General features: G+C 57.7%; 15 protein-coding genes and 4 pseudogenes. 14 read left to right on the forward strand and 5 right to left on the reverse strand.

What is annotated here, in order from left to right; translation table 11 throughout:
* Nucleotides 1-136 precede the first annotated feature (136 nt).
* Nucleotides 137-457 (forward strand): annotated as a pseudogene (locus FHT84_RS31615) (site-specific integrase); the annotation flags it as partial.
* Nucleotides 458-509: 52 nt separating this feature from the next.
* On the opposite strand, the pseudogene FHT84_RS31620 reads toward FHT84_RS31615, so the two are convergent.
* A pseudogene (locus tag FHT84_RS31620) lies at nucleotides 510-671 on the reverse strand (HipA N-terminal domain-containing protein); the annotation flags it as partial.
* Nucleotides 668-940, reverse strand: coding sequence for a helix-turn-helix transcriptional regulator (locus tag FHT84_RS30830; RefSeq protein WP_183765809.1), 273 nt, complete (start codon nucleotides 938-940; stop codon nucleotides 668-670). The pseudogene FHT84_RS31620 and the gene FHT84_RS30830, both read right to left, overlap by 4 nt.
* 535 nt (nucleotides 941-1475) lie before the next feature.
* On the opposite strand from FHT84_RS30830, the gene FHT84_RS30835 reads away from it, so the two are divergent.
* The 3 genes and pseudogenes from FHT84_RS30835 (at nucleotide 1476) to FHT84_RS31305 (ending at nucleotide 3150) form a co-directional block, all read left to right on the forward strand.
* A complete protein-coding gene (locus FHT84_RS30835) occupies nucleotides 1476-1820 on the forward strand; it encodes a hypothetical protein (protein WP_183765806.1) in 345 nt (114 codons plus the stop codon).
* A gap of 275 nt (nucleotides 1821-2095) precedes the next feature.
* Nucleotides 2096-2557, forward strand: a pseudogene (locus FHT84_RS30840) (mobile mystery protein A).
* Nucleotides 2554-3150: pseudogene (locus FHT84_RS31305) on the forward strand (mobile mystery protein B). The pseudogenes FHT84_RS30840 and FHT84_RS31305 overlap by 4 nt, the downstream one beginning before the upstream one ends.
* On the opposite strand, the gene FHT84_RS31625 reads toward FHT84_RS31305, so the two are convergent.
* The 3 genes from FHT84_RS31625 to FHT84_RS30865 all read right to left on the reverse strand — a co-directional run bounded on the left by FHT84_RS31625 (nucleotide 3094) and on the right by FHT84_RS30865 (nucleotide 5017).
* Complete coding sequence (locus FHT84_RS31625) at nucleotides 3094-3369, reverse strand: hypothetical protein (protein ID WP_245430227.1); 276 nt, start codon at nucleotides 3367-3369, stop codon at nucleotides 3094-3096. The pseudogene FHT84_RS31305 and the gene FHT84_RS31625 sit on opposite strands and share 57 nt — an antisense overlap.
* 94 nt (nucleotides 3370-3463) lie before the next feature.
* Complete coding sequence (locus tag FHT84_RS30860) at nucleotides 3464-3859, reverse strand: cupin domain-containing protein (RefSeq protein WP_169646293.1); 396 nt, start codon at nucleotides 3857-3859, stop codon at nucleotides 3464-3466.
* A 237-nt stretch (nucleotides 3860-4096) separates the two neighbouring features.
* The gene (locus tag FHT84_RS30865) at nucleotides 4097-5017 is read right to left on the reverse strand and encodes an alpha/beta fold hydrolase (protein WP_183765800.1); all 921 of its coding nucleotides are present in this window, start codon (nucleotides 5015-5017) and stop codon (nucleotides 4097-4099) included.
* Nucleotides 5018-5175: 158 nt separating this feature from the next.
* Here FHT84_RS30865 and FHT84_RS30870 point away from each other — a divergent pair, with 158 nt between their 5' ends.
* From FHT84_RS30870 to FHT84_RS30910, 10 genes are all read left to right on the forward strand, one after another.
* On the forward strand, nucleotides 5176-5643 hold the full coding sequence (locus FHT84_RS30870) for a helix-turn-helix domain-containing protein (RefSeq protein ID WP_183765797.1): 468 nt from the start codon (nucleotides 5176-5178) through the stop codon (nucleotides 5641-5643).
* Between the two features lie 221 nt (nucleotides 5644-5864).
* On the forward strand, nucleotides 5865-6050 hold the full coding sequence (locus FHT84_RS31630; protein ID WP_246698681.1) for a hypothetical protein: 186 nt from the start codon (nucleotides 5865-5867) through the stop codon (nucleotides 6048-6050).
* 229 nt (nucleotides 6051-6279) lie between these two features.
* Complete coding sequence (locus FHT84_RS31635) at nucleotides 6280-6471, forward strand: hypothetical protein (RefSeq protein WP_246698680.1); 192 nt, start codon at nucleotides 6280-6282, stop codon at nucleotides 6469-6471.
* 498 nt (nucleotides 6472-6969) lie between these two features.
* Nucleotides 6970-7572: a Fic family protein gene (locus FHT84_RS31640; RefSeq protein WP_285166669.1), complete on the forward strand. Its 603-nt coding sequence runs from the start codon at nucleotides 6970-6972 to the stop codon at nucleotides 7570-7572.
* Nucleotides 7573-8040: 468 nt separating this feature from the next.
* Nucleotides 8041-8352, forward strand: a complete 312-nt coding sequence (locus FHT84_RS30885) for a polymorphic toxin type 50 domain-containing protein (RefSeq protein WP_183765794.1) — start codon at nucleotides 8041-8043, stop codon at nucleotides 8350-8352.
* A 167-nt stretch (nucleotides 8353-8519) separates the two neighbouring features.
* Nucleotides 8520-9449: a substrate-binding domain-containing protein gene (locus FHT84_RS30890; protein WP_183765817.1), complete on the forward strand. Its 930-nt coding sequence runs from the start codon at nucleotides 8520-8522 to the stop codon at nucleotides 9447-9449.
* Between the two features lie 14 nt (nucleotides 9450-9463).
* Nucleotides 9464-11608, forward strand: a complete 2145-nt coding sequence (locus FHT84_RS30895) for a methyl-accepting chemotaxis protein (RefSeq protein WP_113250852.1) — start codon at nucleotides 9464-9466, stop codon at nucleotides 11606-11608.
* A 494-nt stretch (nucleotides 11609-12102) separates the two neighbouring features.
* A complete protein-coding gene (locus FHT84_RS30900) occupies nucleotides 12103-12786 on the forward strand; it encodes a DUF746 domain-containing protein (RefSeq protein WP_183765792.1) in 684 nt (227 codons plus the stop codon).
* A gap of 23 nt (nucleotides 12787-12809) precedes the next feature.
* Nucleotides 12810-13022: a hypothetical protein gene (locus FHT84_RS30905; RefSeq protein ID WP_183765789.1), complete on the forward strand. Its 213-nt coding sequence runs from the start codon at nucleotides 12810-12812 to the stop codon at nucleotides 13020-13022.
* A 483-nt stretch (nucleotides 13023-13505) separates the two neighbouring features.
* Nucleotides 13506-16899: filamentous hemagglutinin N-terminal domain-containing protein (locus FHT84_RS30910; protein ID WP_348647389.1), on the forward strand; the 3394-nt coding region annotated here is incomplete at its 3' end.

The raw sequence follows: 16899 nt of genomic DNA on the forward strand, positions 1-16899 counted from the left end.
ACGAACGGCTTCAGCCAATCCGCCAGCGCAACATCCAGTTCCGACATCTCGCGCACCCCTGTGAAAGTGCCCAAGATGGCCCATCATCGTAAATGGCCGGTTAATCTGCCAAAGTAGTGTTAGGGGACGTTGGCAAATGCAGGTGCGTCGTCGCGGAATGAAGCCCCGAGCAAAAAGCTTCGACAGCAAGGCCGACGCCGAGAAGTGGGCACGCGATCTAGAGACTCAGGTCGACCGCTTCGGTATCGCGCCGGACACGAAGATCCTCGAGACCATGACGCTCGGTCAGCTCTTGAAGCGCTACCAGCAAGAGGTTTTGCCAACGAAGCGCGGCTTTACTCAGGAAAGCCAGCGCATTGATGTCCTGCGGCGTCACGATATTTCCCATCGAACGCTGATCGGCCTGGCGCAACAAGACATGGTCTCCTTTCGCGATGAACGTCTCCGGGCTGTTGCCGCTGGCCGATTTCGGCGAGGTGCGTTTCCGGGAGCAGATTGGCGAGCCAGGGCATGAGCCTGTCGGCAGCGACGGGGCCCGAACGGAGCGGCATGGTCAGCGATGTCGGAAAGGCCGAGCAGCGCGCTTCCCAGCTCGGGTCATAGTCCAGCCGCCAATCGCCATCGAAGGTCAGGTGGCCGACAGGGATGGCTTCGTAGAAGATCGTCGTCATCGACCGTCACCGAAGGTCGGTAGGAAGTCCAGGTCATCGTCAGGCGAGGTCGACGCGGCTTGGGCCGTCCTGAGATCGCCGATCTCGATGCCGACAGTGCGTGCTACGATCAACGACTTTTCAAGCTGGCAGCTTGGCTTGCCGGATTCAAGCTCGACGATGAAGCGCTCACCCGTGCCGGACCGAGCGGCAAGCTCTGTCTGCGTCCAACCAAGCGCCTTGCGTTTCTCCCGGACGGCGGCGCCGAAATCGCGTGCGGATCTGAACATCGAACATCTCCTGAGATGGCTTACCGTACAGGAAGATTTCTCGTAGATCAACGCGATCCTTACCGATCGGGAAGTGCGCGCAGACACGCTCCAAAATCACCCCGATCGGGAAGTTCCGGGCTTCATCACGACGTCGAAAAATGAGATCCTTGAGATGCGGGTATCGCGGGCTTAATTGGCGGAGAGTCCCACCCTCTCCGCAATAAAAGTATGTATTATCATATATTTACGATGTTTATGCTTGCGATAGCCGTAACGGGTTTGCCTGTTTGCGATCACAATTGATCACAGGACCACGCTGAAGGCGCCGCTCGGCGAATCTCTTTCTTGGAATTCAACTCAGATCTTGCATTGCCACGCATTGGCGATCAGGGATGCGGATTTAGCGTGTTGCGCATATGTTAAAGGAATCGAGTTTTTTTAACTTACTGAGTCGCACATGTTAAATCCGTCCTATCAGCTTCCTGATCTGACATCGCTTGGAGGGTTTGGAAACCATTGAAGTTTTCAAAGCGCTCGCCGCCGCGGAGGAGCAATGGGCAAATCGACAATCGTCCTGGCTGCAGCATTTTTGCTGGCCCCATTCACTGCACAGGCACAAAATACGCCCTGCAGCGGTCATAAGGGCGGCATCAACCATTGCCAAGGCAATACTTTCGTCTGCAATGACGGATCTGTCAGTGGCAGCAAGAAATCCTGCCCAGCCTATACCGGAGGCCTCGGGATGGCCGCAGGCTTGCTGGGATCAGGCTCGACCGAAATGGCGCCGACGGAGACCGGCGACTGTTCCTGCGACAGCGGCAAATATTGCACCGGCCCTCGCGGCGGCCGCTTCTGCATTACCCATGAAGGAAAGAAGAGCTATATGCGGCACGATTGAGAGATTACGAAATCCAAGAGGAAAGCATAGTGGCAAACTCGGCAAGAGTGTTTTCCGGACTCCGATCGTCAGGCCATAGGGCCGACACTACCTTTTATCCGTTCTTACTTTTCGGTTTGCGGTTCGTCGTAAGCTCACGCCCCATTGCGCGTGCGATGGTTCGCCAATCACGGCCGCTCATGCCTGGGATTCTCAAGAGTTCGGCGTTTTTGGATCATTATATATCAGCCTTCAAGCTGATATATGAAAACAAGGATCAGTTTGTAGGCTGAAAGATGAAAAGTGATACTCGAAAAAGGGCTCGGCAGCGGCTCGATGAAAGACTTCGGGCGCTACAGCCAATTGACGGGTTCAAGACGCCGCCGAAGGGTTGGATACGAGCCCTTCGCGATGCCCTTGGCATGACGGGTGCGCAGCTCGGCGCACGCATAGGAATCCGGCCGCAGACAGTTGAATCAATCGAAAAATCCGAAGCAGCTGGAACAATCCAGCTCAATACGTTGCGTCGTGCCGCTGAGGCATTAGATTGCACGCTCGTCTATGCTCTTGTCCCCAACACTTCGCTTGAGACCGTTGTCTAGGCGCGGGCGCGCAAGATCGCGATACGTGAACTCCAGCGTGTCGCCCACACGATGCGTTTGGAAGCTCAAGGTACGGATAACGCGGATTTCGAATCTCGTGTTCAGGCATATATCCGCAACAAGCTCGCTGAACGTGACCTCTGGAACGAGGCGTGACAGATCTCTTTCAGGAACCTGAAGACGCTAGACCGCTCGAGCCGCAGGAGCGAGAGGGCTTGCTTCAGACGTGGATCACTCACCGACGCGACCTCAACAAGGCGGAGGAGGAAAATATCGTCGATGGTGCGGCTTGGGCGCTTGGCCGGCGGCGCTTGCCGCTCGAGCGGATGCTAAGCGAAGATTTCATGCGGATGCTTCATAAGCGGATGTTCGGTGACGTCTGGCAGTGCGCCGGCACGTTCCGAGCCACGTAACGCAATATTGGCATTCAAGCTTATCGCGTCGGAACTGAGCTCGCGAGCCTATTGAATGACGTTCGATATTGGATTGAGCATGAGACATTTCCCCCCGATGAAATAGCGGTCAGATTTCATCATCGCCTCGTCGCCATCCATCCGTTCCCGAACGGAAACGGTCGCCACGCGCGGCTGGCGGCCGACCTCCTAATCGAGCGCCTTGGCGGCTCGCTTTTCAGTTGGGGTGGCGGCAGTCTGACCAATGTTGGCGAATTGCGAGCCCGCTACATCGCAGCGCTACGCGCCGCAGATAATCGTGATATCGCTCCGCTTATAGAATTCGCGCGCGGCTGATTGCAAAGATCCCAGTGCCCGTCCGTGTCGACGCGACTCTTCGGGACTGAGTCCTCGTCCGCCGTGCTCGCTGTGCCGGCGGGCCCATCTTTGCGGATCCGTCAGCACGATCAGAACTGAGTAGTTCTTGGCGGGGGAGTCCGAATTGCAGATCAGCACATTGAAGATGACTGCATCGAGAAACTTCAGGCGCTCGGCAGGCGAAACCAGACCGGACAAAGTCCAACATCATTTGCAGTGTCACGCCACGTCCTGTTGAGGATCCCTTGTACTTCTGGAATGGGAATCGGCGCAATTGGGAGCAGGGGGAGCCTTAACCCTCGGGAAACCGATAGACCACCTCGCCAAAAGACCCGGTCGGAAACACGTAAAAGAACTTCAAATTAGCGGATGATTCATTGCGGATGCCGTGTTCGGCGTTGCTGGGGATGAAGACGGTCGTGCCTGGTTTGACCGTCGTTTCCTGGCCGTCGATCCGGACGATACCGGTTCCCTCGAAGATGAAGTAGATTTCCGATGGGTCGTGGCGATGCGGTTTGAGTTCGCCGCCGGGCGCAAGGTCGGCGATGCCGGCGCTCATGCTGTCGGTGGGGGTGATGTCGCTGCTCAGGAGCGTGTGCCAAGAGATGGAGCCGTGGACGGGGTCATTCCATCCGTCGCGCGGGCGTTCTTCAGCTGTGGTGATAACGGCTTGCGATCTCTTTGTCATTTTTCCTCGAAACGCTGGGTCAGCAACCAGCCGGAACGGTGTCACAGCCGTTGGGAATGTCAATTGAATGGTGCATCGAGTCAGTCGATATCGGCTATCGTTCGCCGGGTTTCGATGGCTTGTCGAAGCGCCATAAGGCGAGGGGCGGTAGGCGTGGAGCTATGTCTTGATCACCAGACGCGGGAAGGTCTCCCCGCTCCTGCGCTTTGCTTTGAATTCGATCTTGAACCGCGGGGTTCAGGTTCGCCGCAGGAAGTCCACGATCAGGTTCGAGATAATTTGCGGGGCATCTTCGAAGCAGTAATGGCCGACGCCTGGGAGGCGCTCGATGGGAGCTGATGGGAATAGGGCGGAGAAGAGCGGCAGGAAATATTCGGCATGCAGCGTTCGATCCGCCTCGCCCCAGATGGCGAGTGCCGGCTTGCTGCGGATGATGCGCTCGGCTGCCGGATCGGGCGTTTCGAATTCATGCGCGCCGATCGCAAAGCCCTTGGCCCAGCCGAGCGCGCCGAGGCAATCGGCTTCCGTTGCGAAGGGTGCGCCATAGGCATCGATCCAGGTGTCGGTGATAACGGCGTTGTTCCCGAAGCCGTTGAGCTTGAGCGTGCTGAGAATGTTGAAGCCGAGATTGTTGAGCACCGGTTCGAGCGTGCCGTCGGCTTCGGCCTTGATGATCCATTGAAACCAGGGTGATCGAGCGGCGTTCGCTACCGCCCGATCGACAGCATCCGGTTGGCCGAAGGATGTCGGCCCGTTTGCCGAGATGATGCGGCGGATGCGCTCGGGATGGCGGGCGGCGAAGCCCATCCCGACCGGTCCGCCGAAATCATGCATGACGAGGGTGATGTCGGTGAGGCCGAGCGCAAGCACGAAAGCCTCAAGATTGGCGATGTGATCCTGCAGCCAATAGCTGCGGCCGGCAGGCGTTTCGCTCTTGCCGAAGCCCATATGATCGGGAACGACGACGCGATACGTGCGGCTCAGCGTCGAGATCAGATGGCGAAACAGATAGCCCCAGGTCGGCTCGCCATGCAGGCAGAGGATCATCTCGCCGTCGCCAGGCCCTTCGTCGCCATAATGCATGCGGAAGCCGGGTGCTTTGGTGAAATGCGGCGCGAAGGGGTATGTGCCGGCGAAGGTCGCATCGGAAGGAATCACGGTTGCTCTCCTGGTGTGGTTTTAATTTGAAACCGCTATCTTAATATCTCTTGTGGTTTTAGTTTGCAACCGATATGTTGAGCTAAATGTTGCAGCTGTTTGCCTGCGTTCTTGAGGCAGCATCGGCACAGATGCGGAAGCAAGTGAGGAAAGATCAGATGGCCAAGAGAGTAAGCCACAAAGATTCCCTCTGCGGGATAGCGCGGCCGCTGGATGCGATCGGCGACTGGTGGTCGCTCTTGATCATCCGCGATGCCTTCGATGGTCTGCGCCGGTTCGGCGAATTTCAGAAGAGCCTCGGCCTTGCCAAGAACATCCTCTCGGCTCGGCTGCGCAATCTCGTCGCCCATGGCATCATGGATACCGTGCCGGCTTCCGATGGCACCCCCTATCAGGAATATGTGCTGACGCAGAAGGGGCAGGGCTTGTTTCCGCTGCTGGTGGCACTTCGCCAATGGGGCGAGGATTTCTTCTTCCAGCCGGATGAGCCTCATGTGATGCTGGTCGACAGGGCAACGCATATGCCTGTGCGGCGGCTGGAATTGCGGGCGCAGGACGGGCGCATGCTTATGGCCGAGGATACGGTGGTCGTGGCGCCGCCGCTCGCCGCGGGTGAGCACGAATAAGTTAGCCGTTCAAAATCTTTGCTCGCCGTTTAGCAGAGTTTGCTCGGCTGCCGGGCTCCCTCGGCGCAGAAACCAGGCGAAGAGAAGCGGATCGGCGCCGCCAGTGGATCGCCTGAGTGAATGAGGGTTGGCTCGTCGGCTCTGGGGCAATAGTTCGGCCACGGCCGAACTAATTTAGGCGTCATGTCGGCTACACTGAAACTCTCAAAGGAGAGTTTGCAATGTTGACGAAAACAGCCGAATTCAAGGTAGCTGCGAGCGATCGCGAGCATATCGAAATCCAGCCCAGCGTGCTTTATGTCGGCACTCCCATCGTGCTGATTACAAGCCTCAATCCTGACGGCACGACGAATATCTCGCCGATGTCCTCGGTTTGGCCTTATATGATCGGGTCGTTCTGGGCCTGACATCGACCAGCAAGGGTCAGGAAAATCTCCTGCGCGAGCGCCAGCTGGTGCTGAATTTCCCGTCGCCCGAGCTGTGGCCGAAAGTCGACGCGATCGCGGCAACGACAGGCCGCAATCCCATTCCTCCCCACAAGGAAAAGATCGGCTATCGTTTCGAGGCTGATAAATTCGATGCGGCTGGCCTCACGCCGCAGGCAGCCGATCTTGTGCGGCCTATGCGCATCGCAGAATGTCCGATCCAGTTCGAGGCGGAGGTGGTGGCGGCCCATCCTCCGCTGAGGAATGGCCTCTGGAGCGTCCCGAAGCCTTCTCCATCGTCGAAGCGAAGGTCCTTCGCGTCCACGCGCACAAGGATATCGTTGTCGCCGGCACCAACCATATCGATACCAGCAGATGGAGCCCGCTGTTTTACGTGTTTTGACGTTACTTTGGCAGCGGGCCGGATCTCGGCCGCACTTTCAAGGCAGAGAGATGATGCATGCAGCCGGGTCCATCGTCGCAACCGGCTCCAACGCTACGCAAAATGAAAGCTTCGCGTTTCTGCCGGCTACTCACACTGCGCCATTTGGTGTAGCCGAGCAGCCCGGCAGTGCCGTCGAGCGCAACGCGCCGATAACAGCAGACCAATCTGTCGAGCCAGCCGTGTCTGCTCAATCGAAGGTGCAAGACGCCGGTATCAGGATCGATCTTTCTCGCATTGGAGAAAAATAGATTGAGGTCGCCGGGCTTCTCCTGACGGGTTTCGGCTGAGGAGCTGGACTCTGCAACATAATAATAGTGTAATTCAGACGCGCTAAATTAGTGTGATGGAAAGGCAGAAAACTAGTGTGAGTCAAAAGCATAATATTAGTGTTTGCCAGATGCGCTAAATTCGCTTTCGATCGAGGGATATGAAGTTTCCGAAGAGCTGATCCGGAGGGTGCAGGACGGCAAGTGGGAGCCGGACGCCGACGCCCGGGACAACGAAACCAGGAACGCGCTTGCCGCCAAAGGATACAGATTGGCATTCGAGGAGGTTCGAGAGGACATTGCGAAGATTCTCGATGGGGCACCCACGGGTGAGCTGCTCGAGGCAAGGCACCAGGATTGGTTCCGGGCTATGTTCAGCCCGTCGGTGGCCGCGGGCATCATCGAGGCGCATCAATTGGCTGGCTATCGCTCGCATAACGTCTATCTACGCAGTTCATCGCATGTCCCCTTGCCACCGCACGCGATCGCCGACGCAATGGACGCGCTCTTCGAAAGCATTTCGGGCGAACCCGATGCGCGCGTGAAGGCGATCCTTGCCCCGTTCCTATTCACCTATATCCACCCGTTCCCGGATGGAAATGGCAGGACGGCGCGCTTCATGATGAATGCCCTCCTGGCTGAAAGCGGAGTCCCATGGACGGTCATCCCGGTGGCACGACGAGACGAGTACATGAACGCCCTTGAGGCGGCGAGCCAGCATGAAAACGTCGTGCCCCTAACGATATTTGTATCGGAGCTGGTCAACGCGCCACCGCCTACGGGGATTGCGTGAAATCAGAACAAATGGCTATCTTCCCATCGCTAACTCACTGCCTAGCCGTTAAACATCGTCGGCGGGCGTGACGAGATCAACATGGCTCACTCCCAAGGCCTGAGCCAGTTCATAGAGCGTAGTGATGTCGGATTCCCCAAGTTCCATGAAATGACCTAAGCCCCTTAGTTTTCTACAATAATTTGCGGGGTTGATCACAGCTCGGGTTACTGCCGATGGCGGAGCCGCCCAAAAGCCTGCCATCGAACATCAGTTTGCGCGAAACAGCTCCGCAAAGGCAACATCTGCCTTCTCCGGGAATGCCGGGTCAGAACGTCTTGTATCTTAGCGATTTGGTTCTCATAGAGCCTGGAATTTATCGCAAGCGCGGTATCGACATCGGCCCTCGCATTATCGAATTGATTTCCGCATGCCTCAATCCAGGCCCGAAGCCTCAATGCTCTCGGATTTCGGGTGTTCGTCGTTAGGATGTCGGAGGGGCACAATAACCACACTCCAGGTAGAAGTGAGCTCGATGATCCCGACCCTCAAGGTCTGGTCGATGGACATGCAGGTGCAGGCCAGCGGGTTGGAAGTGTTCCGGTAGGGCAGCCCGGCTCAAAAGAACGTGTCGATTTTGGCAAAATTATTGGCAGTTATGTCGATCCTGTTACCGGTGAGACGACCGATCTTACTTCCGTCTATTGCAGCCAAAGAGCTTTGGGCATGAGGGGAGTTCAGTTCGAAGCGAAAAATCAATATCAGGATTCAGATGCATCCGCTGGTAGTTTTCGACAATGAAAATACAGGGAATGTAATATATTATCCAGCTTCATTAATTAATGTGTTACTCCGGGCATTCATTTTATAATTATCGAATATTAAAGATCGAAAACCAAAACAAAAAGTTCTTTAACCATATTCATATACGAGTCCCACTCTCATCGAGCATCTTTTGAGAGGGGATGATGAACAAGGCCATACTTGCTGCAATAATCATGTCGATAGCAGCCTCGACTGCAAATGCCCAGACGATCGGCGTGGCCATGTCCGATCTCGATAAATTCCGAACCGCATTGCTCGGCGGCATTGTCTCCCATGGAAAGACGATTTCGGGATTGAAGGTGGTCACCCAAACCGCCAAGGGCGACAATGAGCTGCAAAAGAAGCAAGTTCAACAGTTCATCGCGGACAAGGTCGACGCGATTATCGTTGCCGTTTCGGACGGTGACCTCGGCCCGCAAATGACGAAACTTGCCTCGGACGCCCATATTCCCCTCGTCTACATCAACAATGTGCCTTCCAATCTGTCGGACCTGCCCGAAACTCAGGCCGTTGTCGCGTCAGACGAGAAGGAATCAGGAACGCTACAGACGAAAGAAGTCTGCTCTCTGCTAAAGGGAAAGGGGCGCCTGGTGGTGTTGATGGGTGAACCCTTCCACGCGGCGGCGCGCGCCCGCACGCAGGATATCGATAGCGTCATCGCTACATCCGCCTGCAAGGATCTGCAGATTGTCGAACGGCAGGCCGCCTATTGGTCGCGTGACTATGCCGATCAACAAATGCAGGAGTGGCTGTCGGCGGGTGTGAAGTTTGATGCTGTGATTGCCAACAACGACGAAATGGCGCTCGGCGCAATCCGTGCGATGAAGCGCAATGGCATATCGATGAAAAACGTCGTTGTTGCTGGCATCGATGCAACCGACGATGCTTTGGCGGCAATGCAGGCTGGCGACCTGGCAGTCACTGTTCTTCAAAGCGCCTCTGGGCAGGGAGCAGCGGCGGTCGATGTGGCCGTCAAACTTGCCAGCGGACAGAAGGTGTCACGGGAAAACAACGTGCCTTTCGAACTGGTGACCCCACAAAATATCACTAGCTACCTGCCGAAGACCCAGTGACCGAGGAAAATACGATGTTACGTTTTTGGAATAAACTTGGCATCCGAGGCCAGATTACCGCGGGTTTCCTACCACTAATCTTGCTTATGAGCTTTCTTTCGATCAACGCCCTTTCCGGTATGGATGGACTTTCCTCGATCTTCACGTCCTATCGCGGGACTGCGGGACAAAGCCTTGCCATTTCCCGCTACAGCGATGAACTTAGCGAGATTCAAAAGGCAGTGGAGGCCTTTCGATCGAGCCCGACGCAGGATGTGATTGATCGTTTTCATGCGGGCGTCAAGTCGTTCGCAGAGGACGATCCGCGCTTTGCCGGCAATGCCACGCTTCAGGCGGGAATGACGGCAATTCGCCAGGATGTTGGCGCTTACAGCAGAGCTTTTGAGCGGATCGTGACACTGCAGGGGAAGCGAGATTCTCTGATTTCCAAAGTCACGGAGTTTGGGCCTTGGACGAGCATCGCGCTCAATGACGTGATGCGGAGCGCCTGGCGTCAGAACGACGTGGCGTTGCTGCATGCGACGGCTGCGACGCTCGAGGCCTTAAACCGCAGCCTCTATTTCTCTGAGCGATTCATCCATTCCGGCGACCTTGCCGCCTACGATACGGCGCAGTCGGCCTTGAATGAAGCGATGGCGTTAAACGACGTGGCCGCGAAGGCGGCAAAGAATGAACTGCAGCACAAGCGTGTCATGGGTGCGGGGCAGCTCATGCAAAACTATACAAGCCGCCTTGGCGATGTTCGGGATGTCCTGCTGGCGACCAACAAGATCCGCGACAACGAACTCAATGTTCTCGCGCCGAAGATCGCCAAGGGCTTCGAGGATTTGCAAGCGTCCGTCATGGACACGCAAAAGACGCTCGATGGATCGGTTGATGCGACCGTCGCCGCCGCGAGTAGCTCTACGCTTGCGATTAGCGGAGTTCTGATCGTCATCGGTCTCGTTCTTGCCTATTTTATCGGGCAGCTGATTTCTTCCAACGTACGCAGCATGGCACGCTTGATGGAACGCCTGGCTCGTGGCGATGACACGATGACCATAAGCGGTACCGAACAACGTCACGAGCTCGGGGCGATGGCGCGCTCATTGAAGGTCTTTCAGGAGACCGGGCGAGCCAAGCTCATTGCCGAAGCCACGGCCGAACGGGCACGCATCGCAGCCGAAGAAGACAGGCTTCGCCAAGAGGCCGAGCGGCTTGCCGATGCACAGGTGATGGAGCACGCGTTCCAACAGATTTCGCTGGGCCTGGATGCCCTGTCTAAGGGTGACCTGACCGCCAGGGTCGGTGACGTCGATGTCCGCTATGCCCGCATCCGGGATCACTTCAATAACTCGGTATCCAGTTTGGAGGAGGCCGTCGATTCCGTTATCGGCGCGGTTGCCACCATCAAGTCCGGTCTCGCCGAGATCTCGACGGCGTCCAACGATCTTGCGCGCCGCACGGAACAGCAAGCAGCCTCTCTCGAGGAGACCGTTGCGGCCTTGGGCGATGTGACGCGCGGTGTCAATGGAACTGCGGAGGGAGCAAGCCATGCTCAAAGCGCGATGGTCAATGCGCGCGCTAACGCAGAAAATGGTGGTGCGATTGTCGCCCGTGCGATCGCGGCAATGACCGAAATCCAAAACTCATCATCCCAGATCGGCAACATTATCGGTGTCATCGACGAGATCGCATTTCAGACCAACCTGCTGGCTCTGAATGCCGGCGTGGAGGCAGCTCGGGCCGGGGAAGCAGGCAAAGGTTTTGCCGTCGTTGCCCAGGAAGTGCGCGAGTTGGCACAGAGATCAGCAACGGCGGCCAGGGAGATCAAGTCGCTGATATCCATGTCCACGGATCAGGTGAAGACGGGCGTCCAGCTTGTCGGGGAATCCGGTACGTCGCTTTCCCACATCGTGGAGCAGGTAGGTGCCATGAGCTCGACGATTGCAGAGATTGCTGTCGCAGCGCGTGAACAGGCGGCAAGCCTGAGAGAAGTTTCAGCTGCGGGTGACCAGATGGATAAAGTCACCCAACAGAACGCGGCCATGGTGGAACAGACGACGGCGGCCGCGCAAAGCCTGACGCAGGAAACCGAAAATCTCGCGGACTTGGTGCATCGTTTCAAGACGCGCAGCACCGGCGTTTCTGAGATACGTCTTTATGCGATGGCATCATAAGTGAGTGAACTGTCCAACCTGTTTTGGTCGCAGATGTGTTGCGGCCTACCCTCGGGCTAGGCATTCTCGGCCAGAAATATCTGGATATCTGGCGCAATAGAGACTGCTTCTTCCGGGAGCCGACCCAAGAGTTTGACGATTGTCTCGACTGCCAGACGGGCTTCCAGGGTAAGCCCACGGTGAAGGCCGTCTTGCGATAGAGGGCTGCTGACTGCCACTCCTAGTGATAACATTAGGAGTGGTCATATGACGAAGCATCCAATTGAGGTTATCACGTCCGTAGAGCGCCGTCGTCGCTGGTCACGCGAAGAGAAGAATGTTGGTGTACGGCCGGAGCGGAATTGGCTCCGCTTTACGCTGAAAACAACAGGGTCGATGGTTCAGTCCTCCAAGAGCAAAATAATCATTCATGAAACCCGCTATTCAAATCGCACACAAAAACGAGAGTTTGTGGGGGTATAGACGACGTCATAGCTGGCCGTTATGCTGGCGTAATGACCAACGCTGCGCCCCCGAAACGCACCTTCGATCCGATGCTGCCGCGAACGGGGCACTATCGGCCCATTCCCGAGACGGAAGACAAGGCCTTCAGTGTCTGGCTGCAGGGCCAGTTCGACGAGATCCTGTCTTTGTCCGAAGCGCCGCCACGTTGTCCGCATTGCCAAGGCGAAGGGACAGTCCTCAAGGCGCGTGCGTCACCTCCCAGGCCCGTTATACCCGTGTTCAGCTGTCAAACGTGCGAAATACATTTTCGCCGCACCACTGGGACACCGCTGTCAGGCCTCAAGTTTCGGAAGCTTAGCCTATTCGTCTGCCTCCTGTCGCAACAGCGGCCAGTCACCGAGGCAGCCGAGGCTATCGGTGTGAAGGCCGTCACGGTAAAGCGCTGGATCGAACGAACGCGTGAGTGGATCGTGCAGCTCGATCCGAGCGGCCATTGGGACGCAAAGGTTCGGCTTGGCATGGAGATCCGTCCTGATATTCCATGCCCGAACTGCGGCGCAACAGATGGCATGCACTATCGCGGCTTTGATTCAGACACCGGCGATCGCCGGTTCCGTTGTGATGCCTGCGGGCGGTTTGCCCGTCTGTCAAACGTGCTGCGCGACCAAGAGCCAGGTTTCGTGCTCGAGCATCGTGTCGTGATGCGTCCGCCATCGACCCGCCGTAAGGTCTGATCTACCGCCGCGAAAGAAACGTGATGACTGACAATGACGACCGCCCGGATGACACGGCGTTGCCACCGGAAGACAAGATGGGTGTTGCAGTTCCGAAAACCCCGGCCCACTCGCTCATGCTCTTGAACAGCTACATGCGGACCGACATGCTCCAGCACGTCCATTTGCGCCTCCATAAGATGAGGGATGCGGACGAGCCTGGCTCGCCGTTACATCATATGGTGAAAAGCCTCTAACAGGTTATCGACACCTGGGATGGGATTCATCTGTTCGAGTGTTTTACTCGCAACCGCTTCCACATCGATCCGAACTGCGAATTTCAGCCGGAGCATGACTATCTCCATGACATCAAGCTGATGAAGCATCACCTCAAATGCCATAGGAAAACGATCAAGGGGCTGGACCGCTGGCGCTGACCGCTCTTATGTAGGGTTTCTGTTCCGTTGCATCTACCCAAACTCCAATATCCGCTATGCGTGTTCCTATCCGCATTAAGCAAAGTCATTGGTGTAAAATTCACACAGGCTTTACCAAACTTACGCGAACTCCCCAAAGTTTACTCTCCATATCCGTGTAAAGATTGACGTTCGCTGCCAAGTCCATCAAGAGAAAGGATCAATATGTGCCGCATGACGCGGCCTGGGCGAGGCGAGAAGTAGGCTACATTTTCCGGCGAGAACCGCGGACGTGGCCTGGCCTCAAAAGGGCGAGAGCGTATCGTGGGCAAGCATCCAGGGCAGGATTCCAGTAAATCGTTCAACGAGCGGACCGGAGCAAGCAGAGTCGTTCGGCGGCTGTTGCGCCTCGGACACCAATCGCTTGCTGTCACACTTAGCGCGCTCTTGTTTTTACAGCCGGCGATTGCCAATGCCCAGTCCGTATCGGCAAGCACCACGGCACCTGCCGCTAATCAGCCGGGTGTCGGAGCCGCCCCGAATGGCGTACCGCTAATCGATATCGTCACACCGAACGCCAGTGGTCTCTCGCATAACAAGTACGACAGCTTCAATGTCGGCACACAAGGGCTTATCCTCAACAACTTCAAGGGTGAAGTGGGCGCGTCGAACTTGGGCGGCGCCACCCCCGGCAACCCGAACCTCAACGCCTCCAACCCGGCTTCGGTCATCCTAAACGAAGTCACGTCGGGCAATCGTTCTGCGCTGAACGGCCCGACCGAAGTGTTCGGCGGCAGGGCTGACGTCATCATCGCGAACCAGAACGGCGTGACCTGCAACGGCTGCGGCTTCATCAACACGCCGCGAGCGACGCTGACGACGGGTGTTCCGAATATCGGCGCCGACGGCAGCCTGTCAGGCTTCACCGTCAACGGCGGCGACGTCACCTTCGAAGGGGCAGGCGGAAACTTCGCGGCCGCCCCCGGCGCCGTCGACCTGTTCGACGTCGTTGCCCGCAATATCCATGTCAATGCGCCGGTCTACGGCAAGACCATCCGCCTGACGGGCGGCGCCAGCCAATACAATTATGCCACCGGCGAAGCGACGGCGCTGACCGCCACGTCAGGCACGCCGGAATACGCGATCGACGGCACGGCACTCGGCGCCATGCAGGCCGACCGCATCAAGGTCGTCGTCACCGAGAAGGGCGCCGGCGTCAAGATGAGCGGTGACATGGCCGCCAATGCCGGCGAACTGACGCTGTCGGCCGACGGCAAGATCTCGATCGGCAATGCCTCCGGCCGCGATGGCGTCACCATCACCTCGAAACAGAAGGTGACTGCTGCCAAGGTGACCTCAAGGCAGAAGGTTTCGGTCCGAGCCAACCAGGGCATTACCCTGCAATCGTTAGCAGCGGATAGCGATATCGTGCTTGCGAACGGCACCGGTCTCTTGAGCGCCTCCGGCGACGTCAACAGCGGCACGACCGTTCAGATGAGTTCCGGCGGCGGCATTGCCGCCGGCAGCGTCACCGCTGGCAATGGTGCAGCGACGCTTGTCGCCACTTCCGGCGATATCGCGATCGGTGGTGCGGCCAATAGCACCGGCGACCTTAACCTGACGGCGACGGCCGGTTCGATCTCGGCCGCCTCGCTGCAGAGCAATCAGAGCATCGCGCTGAACGCCGGACTCGACATTGCTGTTGCAGGCAACGTGCAGGCACAGGGGAATGTCAGCGCCAGCGGCCGATCCGTATCCGCCGGCACGATCGTCTCCGGTATCAATTTCGCCGCTACGAGTGCTAATCCGAGCGGCAATGTGGTGCTTGGTAGTGGCGGCAGCCTCGGCTTGACCGCCACTGGCGGCAATATCACAACGGGTAACCTGCTGTCGGCCGGAGCACTCAATGCTAGCGCAACCGGCAATGTTTCCGCCGGGAGTATCCAGTCCGCCGGCGACCTGGCGATAACTGCAGCTTCGCTGACATCGAGCGGTATCACGTCCCATGGCGCACTCACCGTCAATACGGCGAGTGGTCGTGTCGACGTCGGTGGGCAGGTTCTTGCCGCAAGCAACGTCCTGATCTCCGGCACCGCCATTCAGGCCGGTGCGATTGCTGCTGGTGTTGACTTTGCGGCCACGAGTGCGAACGGTGGCGGCGTTACTCTCGGCTCGGCCGGCACGCTCGGTTTGACAGCCACGACGGGCAATATCGTTGTAGATAAGCTGCTGTCGGCCGGCGACCTGACTGCTCAGGCCTCGCTGTTGCAGGCAAATAACATCACGAGCCATGGAGGCGTCGACGTCGCCGGCGGCGTCAATGTCGCCAACCAATTGCTTAGCGCGGGCAATATCACCATCAATGGCAACGCCAATGGTGTCAGCGCCGGTCTTCTCGCCTCCGGCGTCGACTTTGCCGCGACCAAAGCCAATGGCGGTAATATCGTGCTCAGTGCGAGTGGCGGTGATCTGACGATCAACGACAGTGCTGGCGCCATACAGGCAGGGACTGTGCTTGCAGCCGGCGCGATCAATACCACCGGCCAGACCATCACCGCCGACACGATCACTGGCCACAAGGACATCGTGCTTTCAGGCGCCACCGCTGTAACGAACCAGGTGCTCGGCGGAGGCAATGTCAGAATCTCGGGACCAAGCATTAAGGCCGCCGCAATCGTTTCGGGCGTTGATTTCGCCTCAACGTCCGTAGCGGGCGGCGGCATCGTGCTTGCCAGCGGCGGCGATCTGCTACTTGCTTCGACCGGCAATATCAACGCCGGCACTTTACTCTCTGCTGGCGGTCTCCGCGCTCAAGGAACAACCATTGACGCCAACGCTGTGACAGCACATGGCGACATGACGCTTGCGGGAGCGGTCAGCGTCAACAGCCAGATCCTGGGCTCCGGCAATGTGCTGATCAGCGGCCAAAGCTTGTCGGCGCAAACTCTCGTCGCTGGCATCGACTTCAGCGCCACCAATGCCGCCGGAGGCAATATTGTCCTTGGCCAGTCCGGCGACCTGAAGGTGACAGCCAATGGTGCTGTGGCGGTACCGACAATGCAGGCGGCTGGCGCTATCGACGTCAGCGGCGCGTCTATCATTACAGATGCGGTCACTGGCCGTAAGAACGTCACCCTTTCCGGTACGGCGGGCGGCGTGAATGCTTCCAATCAAGTGCTTGGCAGTGGAGATGTCTCGATCTCCGGTTCCAGCATCAGCGCCGGCTCCATCGTCTCCGGCGTTGATTTCGTCAGGACGGCTGCCGCCAATGGCAATATCGTGCTGGCTGGCGGCGGCGATCTGAGCCTTCTCTCGTCAGGCAATATCAACGCCGGTACGCTATTGTCGGCCGGCAATCTCGGGGCCAGCGGCTCGACCGTTCACGCGGATACTATGACTGCGCACGGCAACATGCTGCTCGGCGGCGCGATCAGCGTGACGGACCAGATCCTTGCGTCCGGCAACGTATTGATCAGCGGCCAGAGCTTGAAGGCTCGGACCATCGTTTCCGGCATCGACTTCGATGCGACCAATGCGGCTGGCGGCAATATCGTCCTTGGCCAAGCCGGGAATTTGACGGTGAACGTCAATGGCGCCATTGCGGCGCCGACCATACAGGCTGGGGGTGCCATCGACGTCAGCGGCGCGTCCATCACTGCAGATGCGATTACCGGTCACGAGGATATCAGCCTTTCCGGCACGGCAGCTGGCGGTGTCG

The organism is Rhizobium sp. BK289, from assembly GCF_014193575.1.
GTDB lineage: Bacteria > Pseudomonadota > Alphaproteobacteria > Rhizobiales > Rhizobiaceae > Rhizobium > Rhizobium tropici_C.

Bases quoted from the DNA above. Each gene is read 5' to 3' on its own strand.
- FHT84_RS30830 (WP_183765809.1), bottom strand. From the start codon at position 940: ATGTTCAGATCCGCACGCGATTTCGGCGCCGCCGTCCGGGAGAAACGC.
- FHT84_RS30835 (WP_183765806.1), top strand. From the start codon at position 1,476: ATGGGCAAATCGACAATCGTCCTGGCTGCAGCATTTTTGCTGGCCCCA.
- FHT84_RS30860 (WP_169646293.1), bottom strand. From the start codon at position 3,859: ATGACAAAGAGATCGCAAGCCGTTATCACCACAGCTGAAGAACGCCCG.
- FHT84_RS30870 (WP_183765797.1), top strand. From the start codon at position 5,176: ATGGCCAAGAGAGTAAGCCACAAAGATTCCCTCTGCGGGATAGCGCGG.
- FHT84_RS31630 (WP_246698681.1), top strand. From the start codon at position 5,865: ATGTTGACGAAAACAGCCGAATTCAAGGTAGCTGCGAGCGATCGCGAG.
- FHT84_RS31635 (WP_246698680.1), top strand. From the start codon at position 6,280: ATGTCCGATCCAGTTCGAGGCGGAGGTGGTGGCGGCCCATCCTCCGCT.
- FHT84_RS30885 (WP_183765794.1), top strand. From the start codon at position 8,041: ATGTCGGAGGGGCACAATAACCACACTCCAGGTAGAAGTGAGCTCGAT.
- FHT84_RS30890 (WP_183765817.1), top strand. From the start codon at position 8,520: ATGAACAAGGCCATACTTGCTGCAATAATCATGTCGATAGCAGCCTCG.
- FHT84_RS30895 (WP_113250852.1), top strand. From the start codon at position 9,464: ATGTTACGTTTTTGGAATAAACTTGGCATCCGAGGCCAGATTACCGCG.
- FHT84_RS30900 (WP_183765792.1), top strand. From the start codon at position 12,103: ATGACCAACGCTGCGCCCCCGAAACGCACCTTCGATCCGATGCTGCCG.
- FHT84_RS30905 (WP_183765789.1), top strand. From the start codon at position 12,810: ATGACTGACAATGACGACCGCCCGGATGACACGGCGTTGCCACCGGAA.